The 16,969-nt window shown below is 64.5% G+C and carries 17 protein-coding genes and 1 pseudogene; 9 read left to right on the forward strand and 9 right to left on the reverse strand.

The features are described 5' to 3' along the window. The first annotated feature begins 60 nt into the window (after window positions 1–60). A complete protein-coding gene (locus AC25ND_RS09000; RefSeq protein ID WP_028689492.1) occupies window positions 61–957 on the forward strand; it encodes a helix-turn-helix domain-containing protein in 897 nt (298 codons plus the stop codon). Window positions 958–1,025: 68 nt separating this feature from the next. Here AC25ND_RS09000 and AC25ND_RS09005 read toward each other — a convergent pair whose 3' ends face one another. Beyond that, window positions 1,026–2,411 (reverse strand): aldehyde dehydrogenase family protein, encoded by a 1,386-nt coding sequence (locus AC25ND_RS09005; protein WP_028689493.1) that lies wholly within the window; start codon window positions 2,409–2,411, stop codon window positions 1,026–1,028. 105 nt (window positions 2,412–2,516) lie between these two features. Between AC25ND_RS09005 and ptrR the strand changes: the two genes are divergently transcribed. From ptrR to AC25ND_RS09020, 3 genes and pseudogenes are all read left to right on the forward strand, one after another. Beyond that, window positions 2,517–3,392 (forward strand): putrescine utilization regulator PtrR, encoded by an 876-nt coding sequence (gene ptrR, locus AC25ND_RS09010; protein WP_028689494.1) that lies wholly within the window; start codon window positions 2,517–2,519, stop codon window positions 3,390–3,392. Between the two features lie 42 nt (window positions 3,393–3,434). After that, window positions 3,435–3,761 (forward strand): annotated as a pseudogene (locus AC25ND_RS09015) (carboxypeptidase regulatory-like domain-containing protein); the annotation flags it as partial. 386 nt (window positions 3,762–4,147) lie between these two features. Next, complete coding sequence (locus AC25ND_RS09020; RefSeq protein ID WP_062361827.1) at window positions 4,148–4,669, forward strand: acyloxyacyl hydrolase; 522 nt, start codon at window positions 4,148–4,150, stop codon at window positions 4,667–4,669. Between the two features lie 44 nt (window positions 4,670–4,713). Here the strand turns inward: AC25ND_RS09020 and AC25ND_RS09025 are convergent, their stop codons facing one another. Together AC25ND_RS09025 and AC25ND_RS09030 are read right to left on the reverse strand one after the other, a co-directional pair. Beyond that, complete coding sequence (locus tag AC25ND_RS09025) at window positions 4,714–5,604, reverse strand: universal stress protein (RefSeq protein ID WP_028689496.1); 891 nt, start codon at window positions 5,602–5,604, stop codon at window positions 4,714–4,716. An 83-nt stretch (window positions 5,605–5,687) separates the two neighbouring features. Beyond that, a complete protein-coding gene (locus AC25ND_RS09030; RefSeq protein ID WP_028689497.1) occupies window positions 5,688–7,688 on the reverse strand; it encodes a peptidase U32 family protein in 2,001 nt (666 codons plus the stop codon). 181 nt (window positions 7,689–7,869) lie between these two features. Here AC25ND_RS09030 and AC25ND_RS09035 point away from each other — a divergent pair, with 181 nt between their 5' ends. After that, a complete protein-coding gene (locus AC25ND_RS09035) occupies window positions 7,870–8,709 on the forward strand; it encodes an RHS repeat-associated core domain-containing protein (RefSeq protein ID WP_486976238.1) in 840 nt (279 codons plus the stop codon). Between the two features lie 70 nt (window positions 8,710–8,779). Here AC25ND_RS09035 and AC25ND_RS09040 read toward each other — a convergent pair whose 3' ends face one another. Continuing rightward, entirely contained in the window at window positions 8,780–9,160 is a 381-nt protein-coding gene (locus AC25ND_RS09040; protein WP_213884037.1) for a RidA family protein, read from the reverse strand. Between the two features lie 169 nt (window positions 9,161–9,329). Between AC25ND_RS09040 and AC25ND_RS09045 the strand changes: the two genes are divergently transcribed. Beyond that, window positions 9,330–10,025, forward strand: a complete 696-nt coding sequence (locus tag AC25ND_RS09045) for a tRNA (adenine(22)-N(1))-methyltransferase (RefSeq protein WP_028689499.1) — start codon at window positions 9,330–9,332, stop codon at window positions 10,023–10,025. Window positions 10,026–10,031: 6 nt separating this feature from the next. Here the strand turns inward: AC25ND_RS09045 and AC25ND_RS09050 are convergent, their stop codons facing one another. Continuing rightward, on the reverse strand, window positions 10,032–11,336 hold the full coding sequence (locus AC25ND_RS09050) for an MFS transporter (protein WP_062361833.1): 1,305 nt from the start codon (window positions 11,334–11,336) through the stop codon (window positions 10,032–10,034). Between the two features lie 99 nt (window positions 11,337–11,435). Then, window positions 11,436–11,681, reverse strand: a complete 246-nt coding sequence (locus AC25ND_RS09055; RefSeq protein ID WP_028689501.1) for a DUF2790 domain-containing protein — start codon at window positions 11,679–11,681, stop codon at window positions 11,436–11,438. Window positions 11,682–11,797: 116 nt separating this feature from the next. Between AC25ND_RS09055 and AC25ND_RS09060 the strand changes: the two genes are divergently transcribed. Further along, window positions 11,798–12,730: a LysR family transcriptional regulator gene (locus AC25ND_RS09060; protein ID WP_028689502.1), complete on the forward strand. Its 933-nt coding sequence runs from the start codon at window positions 11,798–11,800 to the stop codon at window positions 12,728–12,730. A 12-nt stretch (window positions 12,731–12,742) separates the two neighbouring features. Here AC25ND_RS09060 and AC25ND_RS09065 read toward each other — a convergent pair whose 3' ends face one another. From AC25ND_RS09065 to AC25ND_RS09075, 3 genes are all read right to left on the reverse strand, one after another. Further along, window positions 12,743–13,054, reverse strand: a complete 312-nt coding sequence (locus AC25ND_RS09065; protein WP_182322713.1) for a hypothetical protein — start codon at window positions 13,052–13,054, stop codon at window positions 12,743–12,745. Window positions 13,055–13,147: 93 nt separating this feature from the next. Continuing rightward, window positions 13,148–14,452, reverse strand: coding sequence for an MFS transporter (locus tag AC25ND_RS09070; protein ID WP_028689504.1), 1,305 nt, complete (start codon window positions 14,450–14,452; stop codon window positions 13,148–13,150). 303 nt (window positions 14,453–14,755) lie between these two features. Continuing rightward, on the reverse strand, window positions 14,756–15,427 hold the full coding sequence (locus AC25ND_RS09075) for a class I SAM-dependent methyltransferase (protein WP_486976239.1): 672 nt from the start codon (window positions 15,425–15,427) through the stop codon (window positions 14,756–14,758). Window positions 15,428–15,524: 97 nt separating this feature from the next. Between AC25ND_RS09075 and AC25ND_RS09080 the strand changes: the two genes are divergently transcribed. Continuing rightward, complete coding sequence (locus tag AC25ND_RS09080; protein WP_028689506.1) at window positions 15,525–16,277, forward strand: methyltransferase domain-containing protein; 753 nt, start codon at window positions 15,525–15,527, stop codon at window positions 16,275–16,277. A 32-nt stretch (window positions 16,278–16,309) separates the two neighbouring features. Beyond that, window positions 16,310–16,780 carry an OsmC family protein gene (locus tag AC25ND_RS09085; protein ID WP_182322715.1) on the forward strand — a complete coding sequence of 157 codons (471 nt, stop codon included), beginning with the start codon at window positions 16,310–16,312 and terminating at the stop codon, window positions 16,778–16,780. The last annotated feature ends 189 nt before the right edge of the window (window positions 16,781–16,969 follow it).

Here is a 16,969-nt window from a genome sequence, read left to right on the forward strand (position 1 = left end):
GGCGATCTATCCACTTTTTTCGACAAGCAATGCACCAAAAGAGTGCATCTAGGACAGCGCGTGACAACGCCAACCGCCTTGCAGGTCCAGGATTACCGCACCACCGATGTGACCGAACAGACCCGCGCCACCCCTGGCTGGCAGCAGCAATACCGGCAGATGTCCCCCGGGCATTTCAACGGTCAGTTGCGCTGGCTTGGCCTCGATGGCGTGGAGGTGTACGAGGAGCGCCTGAATACCCGGGTCGAGCAGTTCTTTCGCGCGCCCAGCGGCGCCCTGGCGTTCTGCTTCGACCGCAGCGAAAACAGCCTCTATCTACTCAACGAAGACAGCCGCAATATCTGGATCACCCCGGAGAACTACCAGGAGGTGGCGGTGGTGTTCGAGCAGCCGTTTTTGGCCAGCCATGGCCTCGACCTGGAACGCCTGCGCGGCTTGTTCATGGTGCCACTGAGCTGCCAGCAAAATGCTTTGTTCGGCAACTGGCTGAGCGCCACGCTGACCCGCTTGGGCCAGGCCGATTGCCCGCTGGAAGGCGGGGCGTTGGGCGAGCAGTTGCTGGAGGACTGCCTGTTCATCCTCGACAACGCCGGGCAGCATCTGCAGGGGGATGCGTTGGGGCGGCGCGACGAGGAACGGGCGATCATGCGTCGGGTCAGCGAGTGGGCCGCCGACTGCCCCGACGAAACCCTCAATCTGCTGCAGTTGGCCAAGGTTGCCGGTGTTTCCGTGCGTCAGTTGCAGCAAGCCTTCAAGGGTTTCACCAATCTGCCACCGGCGCAGTGGTTGCGCCTGCGTCGTCTGAACGGCGCGCGGCGTGACCTGCTGGTGGGGGACGCGACCGTTGCCGAGGTGGCGATGCGTTGGTCGTTCTGGCACCTGGGGCGGTTTTCCGAAAGCTATCGGCAGCTGTTTCACGAACTGCCCAGTGAGACGCTTCGGCGCGGCAGGGGCTGACCGGCCGGCAGCGCGCTCGCGGTTTCGAAGTTCTTGCCCCCGCTCGGCAGCGGGGGCAAGCCGCCAGATCAGTTGCGATCCAGCCACACCGTCTGGGCATTGGTGAACTCGCGCACGCCGAAGTGCGACAGCTCGCGGCCAAAGCCACTTTTCTTCACGCCACCGAACGCCACACGGGGGTCGGATGCGCAGTAGCCGTTGATGAACACGCCGCCGGTGTCCAGCGTAGCGGTCATGCGCTCGGCCAAGGCGTAGTCGGCGGTGTAGATGGTCGCGGCCAGGCCGAACTCGCTGTCGTTGGCCAGCGCCACCGCGTGCTCGGCGTCACGAGCGCTGATGATCGCCGCCACCGGGCCGAACAGCTCCTGTTTGAACGCGGTCATGTCCGGAGTGACGTTGGCGAACACGGTCGGCTCGTAGAAGTTGGCCGCGCCTTCGACCTTCTTGCCCCCCAGCAGCAGGGTGGCGCCTTCGGCAAGGGTTGCCTGGACCTGGCCATCGAGTTCATCGCGCAAGTCGTAGCGTGCCATCGGGCCGATGTAGGTGGCGTCGTCCAGCGGATTGCCGATGGTCAGCGCACGGGTGGCCTCGACGAACTTGTGGGTGAACGCCTCGACAATGCTTTCTTCGACGATCAGGCGCTTGGCGGCGGCGCAGACCTGGCCGGTGTTCTGGTAGCGGCCAATCACGGCGGCCTTCACGGCAGCATCGAGGTCGGCATCGGCCAGTACGATGAACGGATCGGAGCCGCCCAGCTCCAGCACGCACTTCTTAAGCGCCGCACCGGCCTGCGCGCCAATGGCCATGCCGGCGCGCACGCTACCGGTGAGGGTGATAGCGGCGATGCGCGGGTCGTTGATGGCGCGGGTGACGCCTTCGGGGGTGACATTGATCACCTCGAATACGCCTTCAGGCAGGCCGGCGCGCTTGAACAGGTCGGCCAGCAGGTAGGCGCTGCCCATTACGTTGGGCGCGTGTTTGAGCACATAGGTATTGCCCGCCAGCAGCGCCGGTACCGCGCCGCGCAGCACCTGCCAGACCGGGAAGTTCCATGGCATCACGGCGAGGATCGGGCCCAGCGGGCGGTATTCGATGCGGGCTTTTTCGATCTGGGTCGGCTCCGGCGCCAGCATGGCCGGACCGTGCTCGGCGTACCACTGGCACAGGCCGACACATTTGCTGACTTCGCCACGTGCCTGGCTGATCGGCTTGCCGATCTCGCGGGCGATCATCTGGGCGAAGACTTCGGCGTTGGCCTGCAGGGCCCGCCCGAGCTCGACCAGGTACTCGCTGCGCTGACCCAGCGACACGTTGCGCCACTGGTTGTAGCCGGCCTTGGCGCGTTGCAGCGCCGCGTCCAGCGCGGCGTCGGTGTCGAAGGCGTAGTGGCCGATCCGTTCGCCGCTGTAGGGATCGACGGAAATGGCGTGGGTCAGGCTGCTGATCTCGCTCATGGCAGGACTCTCGTTGTTTTGATCGGATGAGCCCAGACTAGGGGTGGCGCGCTTTAATGAAAACTGAATAATAATGAGCGAAACATTCACGTTTGGAGAATGATCGTGGACCTGGTGCAACTCGAGATGTTCAAGGCCGTGGCCGAGCACGGCAGCATCAGCGCCGCCGCCCAGCAGATCCATCGGGTACCGTCGAACCTGACCACCCGCATCAAGCAGTTGGAGGAAGACCTGGGCGTCGAGCTGTTCATTCGCGAGAAAAGCCGCCTGCGCCTGTCGCCGGCCGGCTGGAACTTCCTTGAATACACCCGGCGCATCCTCGACCTGGTGCACGAGGCGCGGTTGACCGTGGCGGGCGAGGATCCCCAGGGCACCTTCGCCCTGGGTTCGCTGGAGAGCACCGCGGCGGTGCGCATCCCGGCCTTGCTGGCGGCGTACAACCAGCGCTACCCCAAGGTCGACCTGGACCTGTCCACCGGCCCGTCGGGGACCATGCTCGAAGGCGTGCTGTCCGGACGCCTGGTGGCGGCCTTCGTCGATGGCCCGGTGCTGCACCCGACGCTCGAGGGCATGCCGGTGTTCGAGGAAGAGATGATGGTCATCGCGCCGCTGAACCACCCGCCGGTCAGCCGCGCCCGTGATGTCAACGGGTCGAGCATCTACGCGTTCCGCGCCAACTGCTCGTACCGCCACCATTTCGAGAGCTGGTTCGTCCACGACCAGGCGGTGCCGGGCAAGATCCACGAAATGGAGTCGTACCACGGCATGCTCGCCTGCGTCAGTGCCGGCGCGGGTCTGGCGATGATGCCGCGCAGCATGCTTGACAGCATGCCGGGGTGCAGCACGGTTAGCGCCTGGCCGATGGCCGAGGACTTCCGCTACCTGAAGACCTGGCTGGTGTGGCGGCGGGGCACGGTGTCGCGCAGTTTGAGCATGTTCATCAAGCTGCTCGAAGAGCGTCGTGAGCTGCCCGCGCCCTGATGGACTAACGGTGCGCGGCGATGCGAATCCCTGCCTCGGAAGCAACCCCAGAAGCAGAACGGCATCCGCTACCTACAAGGCGGTATTGGCCAGGACGAGGCCAATGCCCTGCGCCGCACGCCCGGCTATGACCTGCATATCACCCTCTCGACGGGAGCGGACGGCAAGTTCCAGAGCGGTGCTGCGCTGGATATCCAGTCGGCCCAGGGGCAATCGGTGCTGGCGCTACAGGACGTGGGGCCGCTGATCTTCGTGCAGTTGCCTGCGGGGCACTACCGGGTGATCGGCAATGCCGATGGCCGGACCGTGCAGCAGCAGGTGACGGTGGACGGCAAGGCGCCGGCGCGGGTTGATCTGAACTGGCGCTGAAAGCTAGCCCTTTCAAGGTGTTTTGGGCGCTAGGCGATTGACCGAGTGAGGGCTACCACGTATCCGCCGTCAGGCTTGCACCGCCTATCAGATCGAGCGCCGCGCGGGCGGCGCTCGATCTGATAGGCGCAGGAGGCTTCGCGGCGAACAAGAAGAGGCAAAATACGAATGAACCCTTGAATGGAACGCAGTGTCCTTAGCCAATAGTGGCAAATTACTTTCCACTTTCTGTTCATTCGGACAATAATCGAAGAAGTATTACCACTTGTAACCCGGTTGGATGTGCCGGGTCGCCGGTGCATAACGAGGGGCGCAGCCCCCACTTGCCCGCAGGTACGCGCAATATCGCGGGCCTGCCCGTGAAGACCATCAGGAGAAGTCATTTAATGAAGACCCATCTCGCCACAGCGTTGGTTGTCGCCGTATTGGCATGCGCTGGCGCCAATCTGGCCCAGGCCGCCCAAGTATCCGGTGCCGTGGGCGCCACTAGCCAGGGTGACATGACCTACCGTATCGGGTTGTCGTTCGACTGGGATAAGAAATGGCTGGAAAGCAGCACTGGTCACCTGACCGGTTACTGGGACGCGGCCTACACCTACTGGGAAGGCGGGGAGGCCAGCGGCGCCCACTCGCTGTCGTTCAGCCCGGTGTTCGTCTATGAATTCAGTGGCTTTACCTATACCCCGTTCATCGAGGCCGGTATCGGTCTGGCGGCATTCTCCAAGACCGACGTGGGGGACCAGCGCCTGGGGTCGTCGGTGAACTTCGAGGACCGGATCGGTTTCGGCCTGAAGCTGCCGGCGGAGCAGAAGATCGGCATTCGCGCCATGCATTATTCCAACGCCGGGTTGAAGCAGCCTAACGATGGGATCGAGTCGTACTCGCTGTTCTACAGTAAAGCCTTCTGAGCCGGGCAAGCCCGCTCCTGCCGCGAGGGAGCGGGCTTTAGTCGTTAACGCACGGCCTTGATCGCCAGCACATTGCACAGCGGGTGCTCCAGCACATGCGCCGTCGTGCCGCCGAGAAATGCCTGCAAGGCATCGTGCCGGTGGTTGCCCATGACGATCACATCCACCCGGTGGTCGGCGATGTACTGGGTGATCGCCTTGACCGCCGGTCCTTCGAGGAAGTGGCGGCGCTCCAGGTCGATCTGGTAGTGGTCGCCCAGGCGGTTGAACGCCGTGCGCTGGGCCGTGCGCACGCTGGTGTCGAAACCTGGCATGGTCACGGTCCCGGCGCCGAAATCGGCGATATGGGTCCTGGCCGCATCGCATACGTGCAACAGGTGCAGCTCGGCGTCGCACTGCAGGGCCAGGGCGTGGGCGCTACGGATCACCTGGTCGTCCAGGTGTTCGCCAGTGCCATGGCTGTTGAGGTCGACCGCCGCGGCGATCTGTCGGGGCAGGGGCAAGCGGATATCGCTGACCAGGTGCACCGCCACCGGGCTGTCCTTGAGCAGTTGCCAGTCCAGCGGTGTCACCAGCAGGCGCTTGAGGATGGGTTCATGCTGCACGTCCTTGACCAGCAGGTCGCAGCCCAGGCGCTCGACCTGCTCCAGCAGGCTGCCCAACGGGTCGCGGGTCAACAGCAGTTCGGTGGAGACATCCAGGCCGGCATTGCGCAGTTGCTCGGCCTCGTCAGCCAGCCACTGGCGGTTGTCCTCGAGCAAGCGTTCGCGTTCGCGGCCGTCGCTCATCAGGCCGAAGGTGTCGACATCGTCGACGAAGACGTTGAGATCCAGCAGGGCCCCGCTGGATTCGGCCAGCGCCGCGGCGCGCTGCAGGGCAGGCGTATGGCGCATCTGCGGGCCGAGCATGACCAACAATCGCTTGAACTGGCTCATCTCACACCTCCACGTGTGGCAGCCCCCTGTTCAGTCTAGACCCGCCGCCGATGAAATCCCGTGGAGCGACGGCGGGTCGTCTTTCAGTGCGGCGCGCGTGGGATGGTCTTGAGCAGGTCTTCCGGGCTGATGTGCCCAACCACCTGGGCCACTGCGCTGCCCGGGGTCGGCAGGTCGATGATGTGGCTCTTCATCTTGCCGATCACATGCATCTCGCAGGGTTTGCAGTCGAACTTCAGGGTCAGCACCTCGTCACCCTGGATCAGCTGCATCGGCGCCACCTTGGTGCGTACGCCGGTCACGCCCTTGGCCTGCTTGGGGCACAGGTTGAAGGAGAAGCGCAGGCAGTGCTTGGTGATCATCACCGGCACTTCGCCGTGCTCTTCATGGGCCTCATAGGCCGCGTCGATCAGCTGCACGCCGTGGCGGTGGTAGAAGTCGCGGGCCTTCTGGTTGTAGACGTTGGCCAGGAACGACAGGTGCGACTCCGGATACACCGGCGGTGGCGTGGTCTCGGCCTTGCGTCCGCCACGCGGGTGCGCCTTGACCCGGGCTTCGGTCAGCGCCTCGATGGCTTCGCGGCGCAGGGCCTTGAGCTGCGAGTTGGGGATGAAGTAAGCCTGCGGGGCATCGAGCTCGATGGCCGTGGCGTGGTACATCGTGGTCCCCAGCTGGCCGAGCAGGTCGTGCAGTTGGTCCAGGGCCTGCTGTGGCTTGTTGGCTGCACCGAACGGCCCGTCCAGGGCCACTTGCACACTGACACCCTCTTCACTGCTGAGGGTGAGCATCAGGCGCTGTTCGCGCAGTACCGCATGCCACTCGACACCCACCCGACGCTCGGCGGAGGTGCGCTGCAGCGCCTGCTGCCAGTTGTGGTCGAGGTTGCGCGACAGCGGGTGGTTGGGGCGTAGCTTGTACAGGCCCTCGGGCATCTCGTTGGGCTCGACACGGTAGCGGTAGCGCTTCTGGCCGTCTTCCTCGGATTCGCTCTTGAGTTCGGCGATGTTGGCGCGAAAGCCCACGACTTCACGCTTGACCAGCACATTGAGGCCGTCGCCGTTTGTCAGCGGCACATCGGTGGCCACCAGTAGGTCGCGTTTGCCGACTTTCTCCACCACGCCGACCGGCAGGCCGGTGAAGGTCGGCGAGTCGAAGGCGCCGATGTCGATCTTGCGATCACTGACGAAGTAGTCGGTGCTGCCGCGGTGGAAGGTCTTGTCCGGGTCCGGCACGAAGAAGTGTTCGGTACGCCCACTCGAGGCGCGGGCCAGCTCGGGGCGGTCCTCGAGGATGGCGTCGAGCTCCTTGCGGTAGTGGGCGGTGATGTTCTTCACGTAGGCCACGTCCTTGTAGCGGCCCTCGATCTTGAACGAGCGCACGCCGGCATCGACCAGGTCGCGCAGGTTGGCGGTCTGGTTGTTGTCCTTCATCGACAGCAGGTGCTTCTCGAAGGCCACCACGCGGCCCTGGTCGTCCTTGAGGGTATACGGCAGGCGGCAGGCCTGGGAGCAGTCGCCACGGTTGGCGCTGCGACCGGTCTGGGCGTGGGAGATGTTGCACTGGCCGGAGAAGGCCACGCACAGCGCGCCGTGGATGAAGAACTCGATGGCCGCGTCTGTCTCGGCGGCGATGGCGCGGATCTGCTGCAGGTTCAGCTCGCGGGCCAGCACCAGCTGGGAGAAACCGGCCTGGTCGAGGAACTTGGCCCGCTCCAGGGTGCGGATGTCGGTCTGGGTGCTGGCGTGCAGCTCGATCGGCGGGATATCCAGCTCCATCACCCCCAGGTCCTGCACGATCAGCGCATCGACACCGGCGTCGTACAGCTGGTGGATCAGCTTGCGCGCAGGCTCCAGCTCGTTGTCGTGGAGGATGGTGTTGATGGTGGTAAATACGCGGGCATGGTAGCGCCGGGCGAACTCCACCAGTTCGGCGATATCACTGACCTCGTTGCAGGCGTTGTGGCGCGCGCCGAAGCTCGGGCCGCCGATGTAGATGGCGTCGGCGCCGTGCAGGATCGCTTCGCGGGCGATGCTCACGTCACGGGCAGGGCTGAGCAGTTCCAGGTGGTGCTTTGGAAGGGACATGTCGTTATAGGTTCGGGCTGTCACGGTAAGGCGGGCATTGTAACGGTGAATCGGTGCGGGGGCATCCATAACTGATGAACTTGCCCAAACGGTGGTAGTGGGTCTGGCATTTTTGTCAGTTATGCGTGCGGCGCGGTGGTGATAGCGTTGGGCCCAAAATCTTTCTGCGAAAGGTTATGCGATGACTTCCAACCGTTTGGCTGTGATCGACCAGCAGCGATCAGTGTTGGGGAGCTCCAGCCTGCCTAGGGCTTACACGCCGTATGGGGCGGTTTCTGATAAGCGTGGAGCAGTTTTGGCCTATTGCGGCCAGGCCCGTGACTCACTGACAGGCCATTACCACCTGGGCAATGGGCATCGGACCTTTAATCCTTTGCTGATGCGGTTTAACTCGCCCGATCGATTGAGTCCGTTTGCGGTGGGGGGCTTGAATGTCTACGCGTACTGCATGGGTGACCCTGTTAACCGGAACGATCCAACGGGGCGTGTCGCGACGTTGAACGTGGCGTTGTACACGGCTGGCGGGTATGCGTCAGGGAAGTTGCATGAGCACTTGCTGACCCTTTGGAACATGTTCAGTTACAACGTGGACAGAGCCAAGGCACTGACGCTAGATCCAGCAGCGGTCAGGGATCTCCCGGCGCTTTCCAAAAGGGATGTAGGACAAGCTGTACTCGGCGCTGTGACCAGTACTGTTGCATTTGCTGTTGCGGCAGGCGGTACGTACAACGAGCTTCAGATGAGTGCCAAGGCTGTCGACATCATTCCAGCTGCCCCTGGCGTATCTGATCCGGTTGGGGAAATCGTTCTACCGGTGCTCAATCTTCTGACCGCTGGTGCCTCCAAAATGAGCGATGCCATGGCTGGGGACTTGAGTGGGAAGTATAAAGAACTTGCTCGCAAGGGGTCAGAGAAAGTCCAGGAGTTGAACGCCAGAGGGGCGTCTATAAGACAACCTGATGGTGCCTCACAAGGAAGAGGAGCTAGTCGGACGAGCACCCTGACTACTAGTTCGGTTTGAGGGGCACGCCGCCTGACAAGCAGATGCAGTTGGCAGGCGGCGTAGTGCAAGAAAAGTCGACTTGAGGCGATCAGCCCTTGGCCGCCATCGCCGTCACTTCCACACGCATCCCCTCGAACGCCAGCGAAGCCACGCCCACCGCCGCGCGCACCGGCCATGGCTTCTTGAAGAACCGCTGGTACACCTCGTTGAACGCCGCCCGGTCGGCCATGTCGGTCAGGTAGATGGTCAGGTGCAGTACCCGGTCCATCGAGCTGCCGGCGCGCTCCAGGGCGACCTTGAGCGCCTGCAGGGTGCATTCGCACTGGGTGGTGATATCGCCCAGCTCTAGGCTGCCGTCGGCCTGCACGGGGATCTGGGTGCTGACCAGGATGCCGTTGTACTCGGCAACGTCCGAGGAGATCGAGTCGGCGTCCGGGTCGGGGGTGTAGATGATGTCGGTGTTTGCCATGGGGGTTCGCCTTGCAACGGAAGGAAACCGCCAAGCCTACGCGAGCGGGCTGAACAGGTCGAGGCGTGGCGGCCGGTCGCGGGTATTTGAAATGCGTGCCGCGGGCGGTCAGAATCGCGCCCCGACCCGGCCACTGGCGCCGGGCCCAGGTTGTCAGAAGAGGCTTGCGTTGAACGAACACACATTGTCCATGCGTCTGGAACGGGTGGCCGCCCATGTGCCGGCCGGGGCGCGCCTGGCCGATATCGGCTCGGACCATGGCTACCTGCCGGTGGCGCTGGCGCGCCGCGCTGCGATTGTCGCGGCGGTGGCCGGCGAGGTGGCGCTCACGCCCTACGAGGCTGCACGACGCACCGTGCGCGAGAACGGCCTGGAGGATCGCATCACCGTGCGTCATGCCAACGGCCTTGCGGCCATCGAACCGGGTGACGGCATCACCGCGATCACCCTCTGCGGCATGGGCGGCGAGACCATTCGCGATATTCTCGAGGCTGGCAAACAGCACTTGGGCGGGCACGAGCGCCTGGTCCTGCAACCCAACGGCGGCGAGCCGGCGTTGCGCCAGTGGCTGATGGACAACGACTACCGGATCGTCGGTGAGGAAGTGCTGCGGGAAAACCGTTTCGACTACGAGATCATCGTCGCCGAACGTGCCGACGCGGTCACCTACACGGCTGAGGAGCTGTATTTTGGTCCGCTGCTGATGCAGGCGCGCAGCCCGGCCTTCCTGTTCAAATGGCAGCGTATGCTGCGTCAGAAGCAACAGACCCTGGCCAACTTCGCCCGGGCACGTCAACCGGTGCCCGAGGACAAGCTGCGGGAGATGACCCGCCAGGCACGCTGGATCAGCGACCTGCTGGCTTGAGGCCTCTTACTTGGGGTTGACCACGCTGGCTGGCACCTTAAGCACCAGCACACCCCCAAGCACGATGGCCACGGCCAGTACCTGCAGGGCCAGGCCCGGGTTGGCGGTGCTGTCGCGCATCCAGCCGATCAGGTAGGGCGCGGCGAACGAGGCGATGCTGCCGAACGAGCTGATCATGGCGATACCGGCGGCCTGGGCGCCACCTGCCAGGAACGCCGGCGGCAGTTGCCAGAACATCGGCAGGGCGGCGCTGGCGCCCATGCCGGCAACCACCAGCCCGGTCATCACCAGCAAGGCATTGCCCGGTGCCGAGCCGGCCAGGGCGATACCGGCGGCGGCCATCAGCAGCGGCGCGCACAGGTGCCAGCGGCGTTCGCGCCGGCGGTCCGAGGAGCGCCCGCAACCGAGCATGAACAGGCACCCGGCCAGGTAGGGGATGGCGCTGAGCAGGCCGACCTGGCCGTCGCTGCCGATGCCGGCACCGTGGATCAAGCTGGGCATCCAGAAGGCCAGGGTGTTGACCGCCAACATCACCGCGAAATACACCGTCACCAGCAACCAGACCTGCGCGTTGCCGAACAGGCCGCGCAGCGAACTGATGGGTTTGTGCCGCTCCTCGCCGGTCATTTCTTCGCGTAATGCGCGCTTTTGCCCGGCATCGAGCCAAGCGACCTGCTCGAAGCTGTCCGGCAGGCACTTGAGCACCACCAGTCCGAGCAGCACCACCGGCAGGCCCTCGATCAGGAACATCCATTGCCAGCCGCGCAGGCCGCCCTGGTCGTGAAAGGCCTGGAGGATACCGCCGGACAACGGCCCCCCGACCACCCCGGCGAGGGGCACGGCAATGGCGAACAACGCGGTGACTTGCGCGCGCCGCCGCGCAGGGTACCAGCGGTTGAGCACCACGAGGATGCCAGGGAAAAAGCCCGCTTCGGCCACCCCCAGCAGAAACCGTAAGGTATAGAAGCCGGTAGCGTCCTGCACCCACATCATGCCGGTGGACAACAGGCCCCAGACCACCATCAGGGTGGCGATCCAGCGCCGCGGCCCGATTCGCTCCAGGGCCAGGTTGCTGGGCACGCCGAACAGCGCGTAGGCGATGAAGAACAGGCCGGCGCCCAGGCCGTAGACCGTGTCGGAAAAGCCCAGGTCGGCGCTCATCTGCATCTTGGCGAAGCCGATATTGATGCGATCCAGATGGGCGAACAGGTAGCACACCAGCAGAAGCGGCATCAGCCGCCAGGTGATGCGGGCATGGGTGGCGTCGCAGGCGCGCACGGGCGTGGCCGTGGAGGTATCGATCGTATTCATGGTCCGGGACGTTCTTGTTGTTGTCCCGGCAGATCATGCGGCGGTGTCGCGGGCGGGCAAATGCACTTTCAGCAAGATGGCTGGTATTTTCCCCTGGGCTTAGAGCTGCGAGCAGTTGCCCATCTGCCGGTAGTCGACTTCGCGGGTCTGGCCCTGGTGGTCGACGTAGACCATGTGCGCGGTGCCCACCTGGCAGTCGGCGTCGTTGCTGGCCGGGGTGATCGAGATGACTTTGGCGATGTCCAGCGGCATGCCGTATTCGTAGGTGCTGGCGGTGGTGTCGGCCAATGCGCCAAACGAGGCGAGGGTGGCGCTCAGGGCGAGCAGGGCGATGGAACGGTTCATGACAGGCTCCTCATTCAGTGCGGATAACCTAATGATCCATTCATTTGTGTTTCACAATAAATGGGCTATCCCGTGATAGATTGCTGCCTTTCATGTATGAATGAGGGTGTCGGCCCATGGACATGCTGCATGCGATGCGAACCTTCGCCCGGGTAGTGGAGTGCGGCAGCTTCGCCGCGGCAGCCCAGGCCCTGGACATTTCGGCGGCGCAGGTGTCGCGGATCGTCGCGGAGCTTGAGAATCAGCTGCAGACCCGCCTGCTGCACCGCACCACCCGGCGCTTGCGCATGAGCGAGGCGGGGGAGCGGTTTCTGGAGCGTACCCGACAGATCATGCTGCTCACCGAGGAGGCGGTGGACGAGGCCCGTGGCGCCCACCTCACGCCTCGCGGCCACTTGCGTTTTCATTGCACCCATGGCCTGGGCTTGCTGATGATGCCGCTGGTGGCGCGCTACAACGCCACTTGCCCGGAAGTGGTGATGGAACTGACGCTGTCGCAGCGCAACCCCGACCCGCTGGCCGAGGGCCATGATGTGGTGATCACCATCGGACAGGGGCTGCCGGATTCGCAACTGATCGCCATCCCGCTGGGCAGCATCCACAGCATTCTCTGCGCCTCCCCCGAGTACCTGGCCCGCCACGGCGTGCCCGAGCGGCCTGAGGACCTGCATGAGCATGTCTGCCTGCGCACGGTCGACCCGCTGTTCGAGGAGGACTGGTCGTTCGAGGGGCATTCCGACAGCTGTGTGATCGTGCCCCAGGACACCTTCCTCACCAACGTCGCCGACGCCATGCTCAAGGCCACCGAGCTGGGCATGGGGGTGGGTCTGTTGCCGTACTATTCGGCCAGCCAGGCCATGGAGGAGGGGCGCCTTTGCCGGTTGCTGGCGCCACATCGGCTGCGCCAACGGGAGATCTACGCGATCTACCCGTCGCGGCATTTTCTGGACGCCAAGGTGCGCACCTGGCTGGATTTTCTCAAGGAACAACTGCCGCTGCTATTTGCCGAGCATCAGCGAGTGGCGGATGAGCCCCGCTACTGGCGTTGACAGACAGTCGGGTCAACGGCTGTCTTGATCCTCGGCGCTGCCGCCCGACGCTCCAGCCCCGGAGCCTGTGGCTTCACCGGTGCTGTTGGAGCCACCGGCAGCGCCGTCGGCAGCATCGGAATCGGTGCCGGTGTCACTGCTGTCGTTGTCCTTGCTGCCACCGGTGCTGTTGACGCTACTGCCGTCACCGGCAGTCTTGCCCTGGTCGGTTGAGCGTTCGGTGTGGCTGCCGCCACCGTTCATGTCGGTTGCCGCAAGGCTCAGGGTGGCGCCGCTACCAAGCAGCAGAGCCAGCAACAAGGCGAGGGGACGTGGATTGGCCATGATGAATCTCCTGTCGGATGACGTGTCATGGTTGGGCCGCCACAGCCGCGCCAAGGTGCCCGTCAAGCGACGGGCGGTCCTTGGTATGAGCGGTCAGTGCGCCTCGGGACGCGGCGCCTGCTGGCCATGCGTGGTGTCCATCGCCTCCAGCGTCGGGTGCTCCTGGGCCGCGTGCATCAGGTCCTCGGTCACCCGCAGCTCCGCGCCGGTCGGCGAGAAGGTCGCGGTCGGCGCGAAGGGCGCCGGGTGCTCCGGTGCCGGGCGCTTGCCACGGCGCCAGAGGAAGAAACCGACCATTGTCAGGTTGATGGCAGCAAAGGCCCAGAACAAACCGGCCTCGCCGTAGGCGGTCATCATCGGTGAAATGGCCAGCGGCGCCATGGCCGAGCCCAGCGAGTTGATCAACAGCAGCCCCTGGATCATCGGCACCAGCGCGTCGGCCGGGGCACGGTCGGCGGCGCTGCTGACGGCCACTGGATACAGCGCGAACACACCGCCGCCGAGCAGGAACAGCAGTGCTGGCAGCAGCACGGTGTCGGCCGGCAGCAGCACGATCAGCACCGACAGCACGGTGCACAGGGCGGCCAGGGCGATCAGCACGTCCTGGCGGTCCTTGCGATCCGACCAGCGCCCGACCGGGTACTGCAGCAGCATGGCGCCAAGGATCACCCAGGCCATCATGTCGCCGACCTTGCCCACATCCAGGCCGATGCGTTGCAGGTACAGCGGCAGCAGGGCGTAGATCCCGGCGATGGCGACCCCCGAGCCGAAGCAGCCGACCAGCCCGGTCGGCGCCACACCCAGCAATTGCCGCGGCTTGAGCGGCTCCACCTGGTCCAGCAGCGGCGATACCCGTGGCAGGATCACGATCGGCAGCACCGACAGCGTGGCGAGCATGCCGGCAACCATGAACGGCGCGGTCTCGCCCCAGCCGGTGACTTCGCCCAGGCCAGCCTGGGCGATAACCCCGGCGCCATAGAAGGCGATCATGTACAGCGCCAGGAGGCGCCCACGGATCTTGGCGTCGCCGGCCAGCAGCAGCCAGCTCTCGATCACCAGGAACACCCCGACCGCGGCCCAGCCGTTGATCAGGCGCAGGGCGAACCACCAGGTGGTGTCGTAGAACAGGCCCTGCAGCAGGATGGTCGCGCCGATCAGGGCGGCGAAGCTGCTGTAGGCGCGGATGTGGCCGATGCGCAGGATCAGGCGGTCGTTGAAGATCGCCCCCAGGGTCAGGCCGATAAAGTAGGCCGAGGAGACTACGCCGATAGTGGTCGCCGATTCGCCGGCGGCGCCCAGGCGCAGGGTGGTCAGGGAAGACAGCACGCCATTGCCCAGGGCAATGATGAACAGGCCGAGCAGGGGTGCCAGCGCCATCGCCAGCAAACGCACAGACATAGTTACCTCAAGGTTGAAAAGAGCTCAGATGCGCCTTTTCGGCTGCACGGGCCGGGTCGTGGCGCGGTGCAGTGCGACCTGGGCGGGCTGCGACCTTGGCAAGATTCAACCGCAGACCTGATAGAGGCAGGCCAGGCGGGGGCGGTTGAGCCTGTTGCACATGCGCGATGTGATGAGGCGTGAACGCTGTCTTTGCGGGCGGTTGCCACCGGCTGGGGCGACGGGCGAAAAGGAGGCGGGATTTTAAGGCCTGTGCAGGATTTGCCAAGTAGGAAAAGGCTGCGACGAGTAGCCGCAGGTGCGTCAGCCCAGCCGCTTCGCCGTCAACAGCAGGGATTGCGGTACCTGGCTCTGCGGATGCTGCGGTTCCTGCAACGCCAGCAGGCCGAACCCGGCCAGTTCCAGCGCTTTGAGCCAGCTGCCCAAGGTGCGGAAGTACCAGGGCATGGGGCGCCAGTCACCGGCAAAACCGGCGAACGACTCCTCGCGCCAGCCATCTTGGTAGTGGCCGGCGGCGGCCGTCCACGGGTGCAGGGTCTGGATCAGCAGCGTGCCGCCGGGCAGCAGCAAGGCCTGCATGGCGCAGAGCAGGGGGATGATGTCCTGTTGCAGGAGGGCGAAATTGGCGCACACCAGGTCATAGCCGTGGCCGATGTCCACCGTGCCTTCGGCCAGTTGCCGGTAGCTGGCCAGGTGAACCTGTGGTGAGCCCGCCGAGTGCGCGGCGGCAACCAGCGTCCCATCGCCATCCACACCGACCGCGTCGATGCCTCTCGCCGCCAGGGCCCGCAGCAACCAGCCCTCGCCGCAGCCGAGGTCGAGCACCCGGGCAGGCTGACGTGCGAGCACGGCGAGCAGTATCGCCTGGTCGGTGACCTCGCGGCGGGAGGCGATGGTGCCGGAGCGTACGGCCTCGATCCAGGCCTGGGCGTTGTGCCGCCAGCTGTCCAGCAGGGGATCGGTGGTGGTGGGCATGGTCAGGTTCGATGAAGGTGGGTGGCTTCAGCATAGGACAGCCTTGTATCCGAGGTCCTTTGCTCTGCACACTGGCGCACCTGCGAAGGAGCATGGCATGGCACTTGCGAAAGCGGATTTCACCACGCGCCTGCTGGTCGATGCCGGTATCGGCCCTGGCATGCGCGTGCTCGACGTTGGATGCGGCAGCGGCGATGTGAGCTGGCTGCTGGCTCACCTGGTGGACGGAGATGGAGCGGTGGTCGGCGTTGACCAGGCGGTGGGCGCCCTTGAAATCGCACGCCAGCGCGAGACACCCAAGGGCGCGGCGGTACCTGAGTTCGTGCAGGCTGACCTGCAGGCACTGCCCGAGTCCCTGGGTTTGTTCGACGCCATCGTCGGGCGTCGGGTGCTGATGTACCAGGCGGAGCCGGTCAAGGCCCTGCGCCTGTTGGCCCGGCACCTGCTGCCCGGTGGTCTGATGGTGTTCCAGGAGCATGACGGCAGTCTCACCCCGGCCAGCCTGGAGCCTTTCCCGTTGCATCACAAGGCCCAGCAATGGCTGCAACGGATGCTGGCCCACGAGGGGGCGGACCTGCATATCGGTTTCAACCTGCATCGGCTGTTCAGCGAGGCGGGGCTGGCGGTCGAGGACCTGCGCGCCGAGTGCCTGGTGCAGACACCCGACAGTGCCTACCCCTTGGCCGATATCGTTCGCGCCTGCCTGCCGCGGATCATCGCCCATGGCGTGGCTACGGCCAGGCAGGTCGGGATCGATACGCTGCACGCGCGACTGGAGGCCGAGCGACTTCAGTCGCGGGGCATCTACATAGGCGACATGGCCTTTGGCATCTGTGCGCGCAAGCGCTGAACAATGTGTTTATTTGATCAAGGAGATATCGGATGGCGCAGTACACCGCACAAGTGACCTGGAACCGTGACGGGCAGGATTTTCTCGGTAACCGCTACAGCCGGCGGCATGTATGGCGTTTCGATGGTGGGGTGGAAGTGCCGGGCTCTTCCTCGCCCCATGTGGTGCCGTTGCCGATGTCGGATGCCTCGGCGGTGGATCCTGAGGAGGCGTTTGTCGCGGCGTTGTCGAGTTGCCACATGCTGTGGTTCCTGTCCCTGGCGGCCAAGCGGCGGTTTTGTGTCGAGCGGTATGTTGATGATGCCTTGGGGGTGATGGGGGTCGACGAGGCAGGGCGCATGGCCATGACCGTGGTGACCTTGCGGCCGGTGGTCGAATTTTCCGGGGAGCGGCGGCCTGGGGTTGAGGAGTTGGAGCGGTTGCATCATATGGCGCATGAGGCGTGTTTTATTGCCAACTCGGTGAAGACTGAGGTTCGGTGTGAGCCGGTGGTTTCTGGGTGAGATATTGATTGTTGATTGTTGATTGTTGATTGTTGATTGTTGATTGTTTAGAAAGTTGTATGCGCATTCATTTGCGATGTCGACGCTTAATCACCTTTCCGCCCTTACGGCGGGTTACTTAATGAGATGGTCACCCCGGCACCCTGCGAGGCGTACGCTTTCGCAGGGTGCTTTTACTTCGGAGACCGT

It is taken from the genome of Pseudomonas sp. P110(2024), from assembly GCF_057480795.1.

Bases quoted from the DNA above. Each gene is read 5' to 3' on its own strand.
- AC25ND_RS09005 (WP_028689493.1), bottom strand. From the start codon at position 2,411: ATGAGCGAGATCAGCAGCCTGACCCACGCCATTTCCGTCGATCCCTAC.
- AC25ND_RS09020 (WP_062361827.1), top strand. From the start codon at position 4,148: ATGAAGACCCATCTCGCCACAGCGTTGGTTGTCGCCGTATTGGCATGC.
- AC25ND_RS09025 (WP_028689496.1), bottom strand. From the start codon at position 5,604: ATGAGCCAGTTCAAGCGATTGTTGGTCATGCTCGGCCCGCAGATGCGC.
- AC25ND_RS09030 (WP_028689497.1), bottom strand. From the start codon at position 7,688: ATGTCCCTTCCAAAGCACCACCTGGAACTGCTCAGCCCTGCCCGTGAC.
- AC25ND_RS09035 (WP_486976238.1), top strand. From the start codon at position 7,870: ATGACTTCCAACCGTTTGGCTGTGATCGACCAGCAGCGATCAGTGTTG.
- AC25ND_RS09040 (WP_213884037.1), bottom strand. From the start codon at position 9,160: ATGGCAAACACCGACATCATCTACACCCCCGACCCGGACGCCGACTCG.
- AC25ND_RS09050 (WP_062361833.1), bottom strand. From the start codon at position 11,336: ATGAATACGATCGATACCTCCACGGCCACGCCCGTGCGCGCCTGCGAC.
- AC25ND_RS09055 (WP_028689501.1), bottom strand. From the start codon at position 11,681: ATGAACCGTTCCATCGCCCTGCTCGCCCTGAGCGCCACCCTCGCCTCG.
- AC25ND_RS09060 (WP_028689502.1), top strand. From the start codon at position 11,798: ATGGACATGCTGCATGCGATGCGAACCTTCGCCCGGGTAGTGGAGTGC.
- AC25ND_RS09065 (WP_182322713.1), bottom strand. From the start codon at position 13,054: ATGGCCAATCCACGTCCCCTCGCCTTGTTGCTGGCTCTGCTGCTTGGT.
- AC25ND_RS09070 (WP_028689504.1), bottom strand. From the start codon at position 14,452: ATGTCTGTGCGTTTGCTGGCGATGGCGCTGGCACCCCTGCTCGGCCTG.
- AC25ND_RS09075 (WP_486976239.1), bottom strand. From the start codon at position 15,427: ATGCCCACCACCACCGATCCCCTGCTGGACAGCTGGCGGCACAACGCC.
- AC25ND_RS09080 (WP_028689506.1), top strand. From the start codon at position 15,525: ATGGCACTTGCGAAAGCGGATTTCACCACGCGCCTGCTGGTCGATGCC.
- AC25ND_RS09085 (WP_182322715.1), top strand. From the start codon at position 16,310: ATGGCGCAGTACACCGCACAAGTGACCTGGAACCGTGACGGGCAGGAT.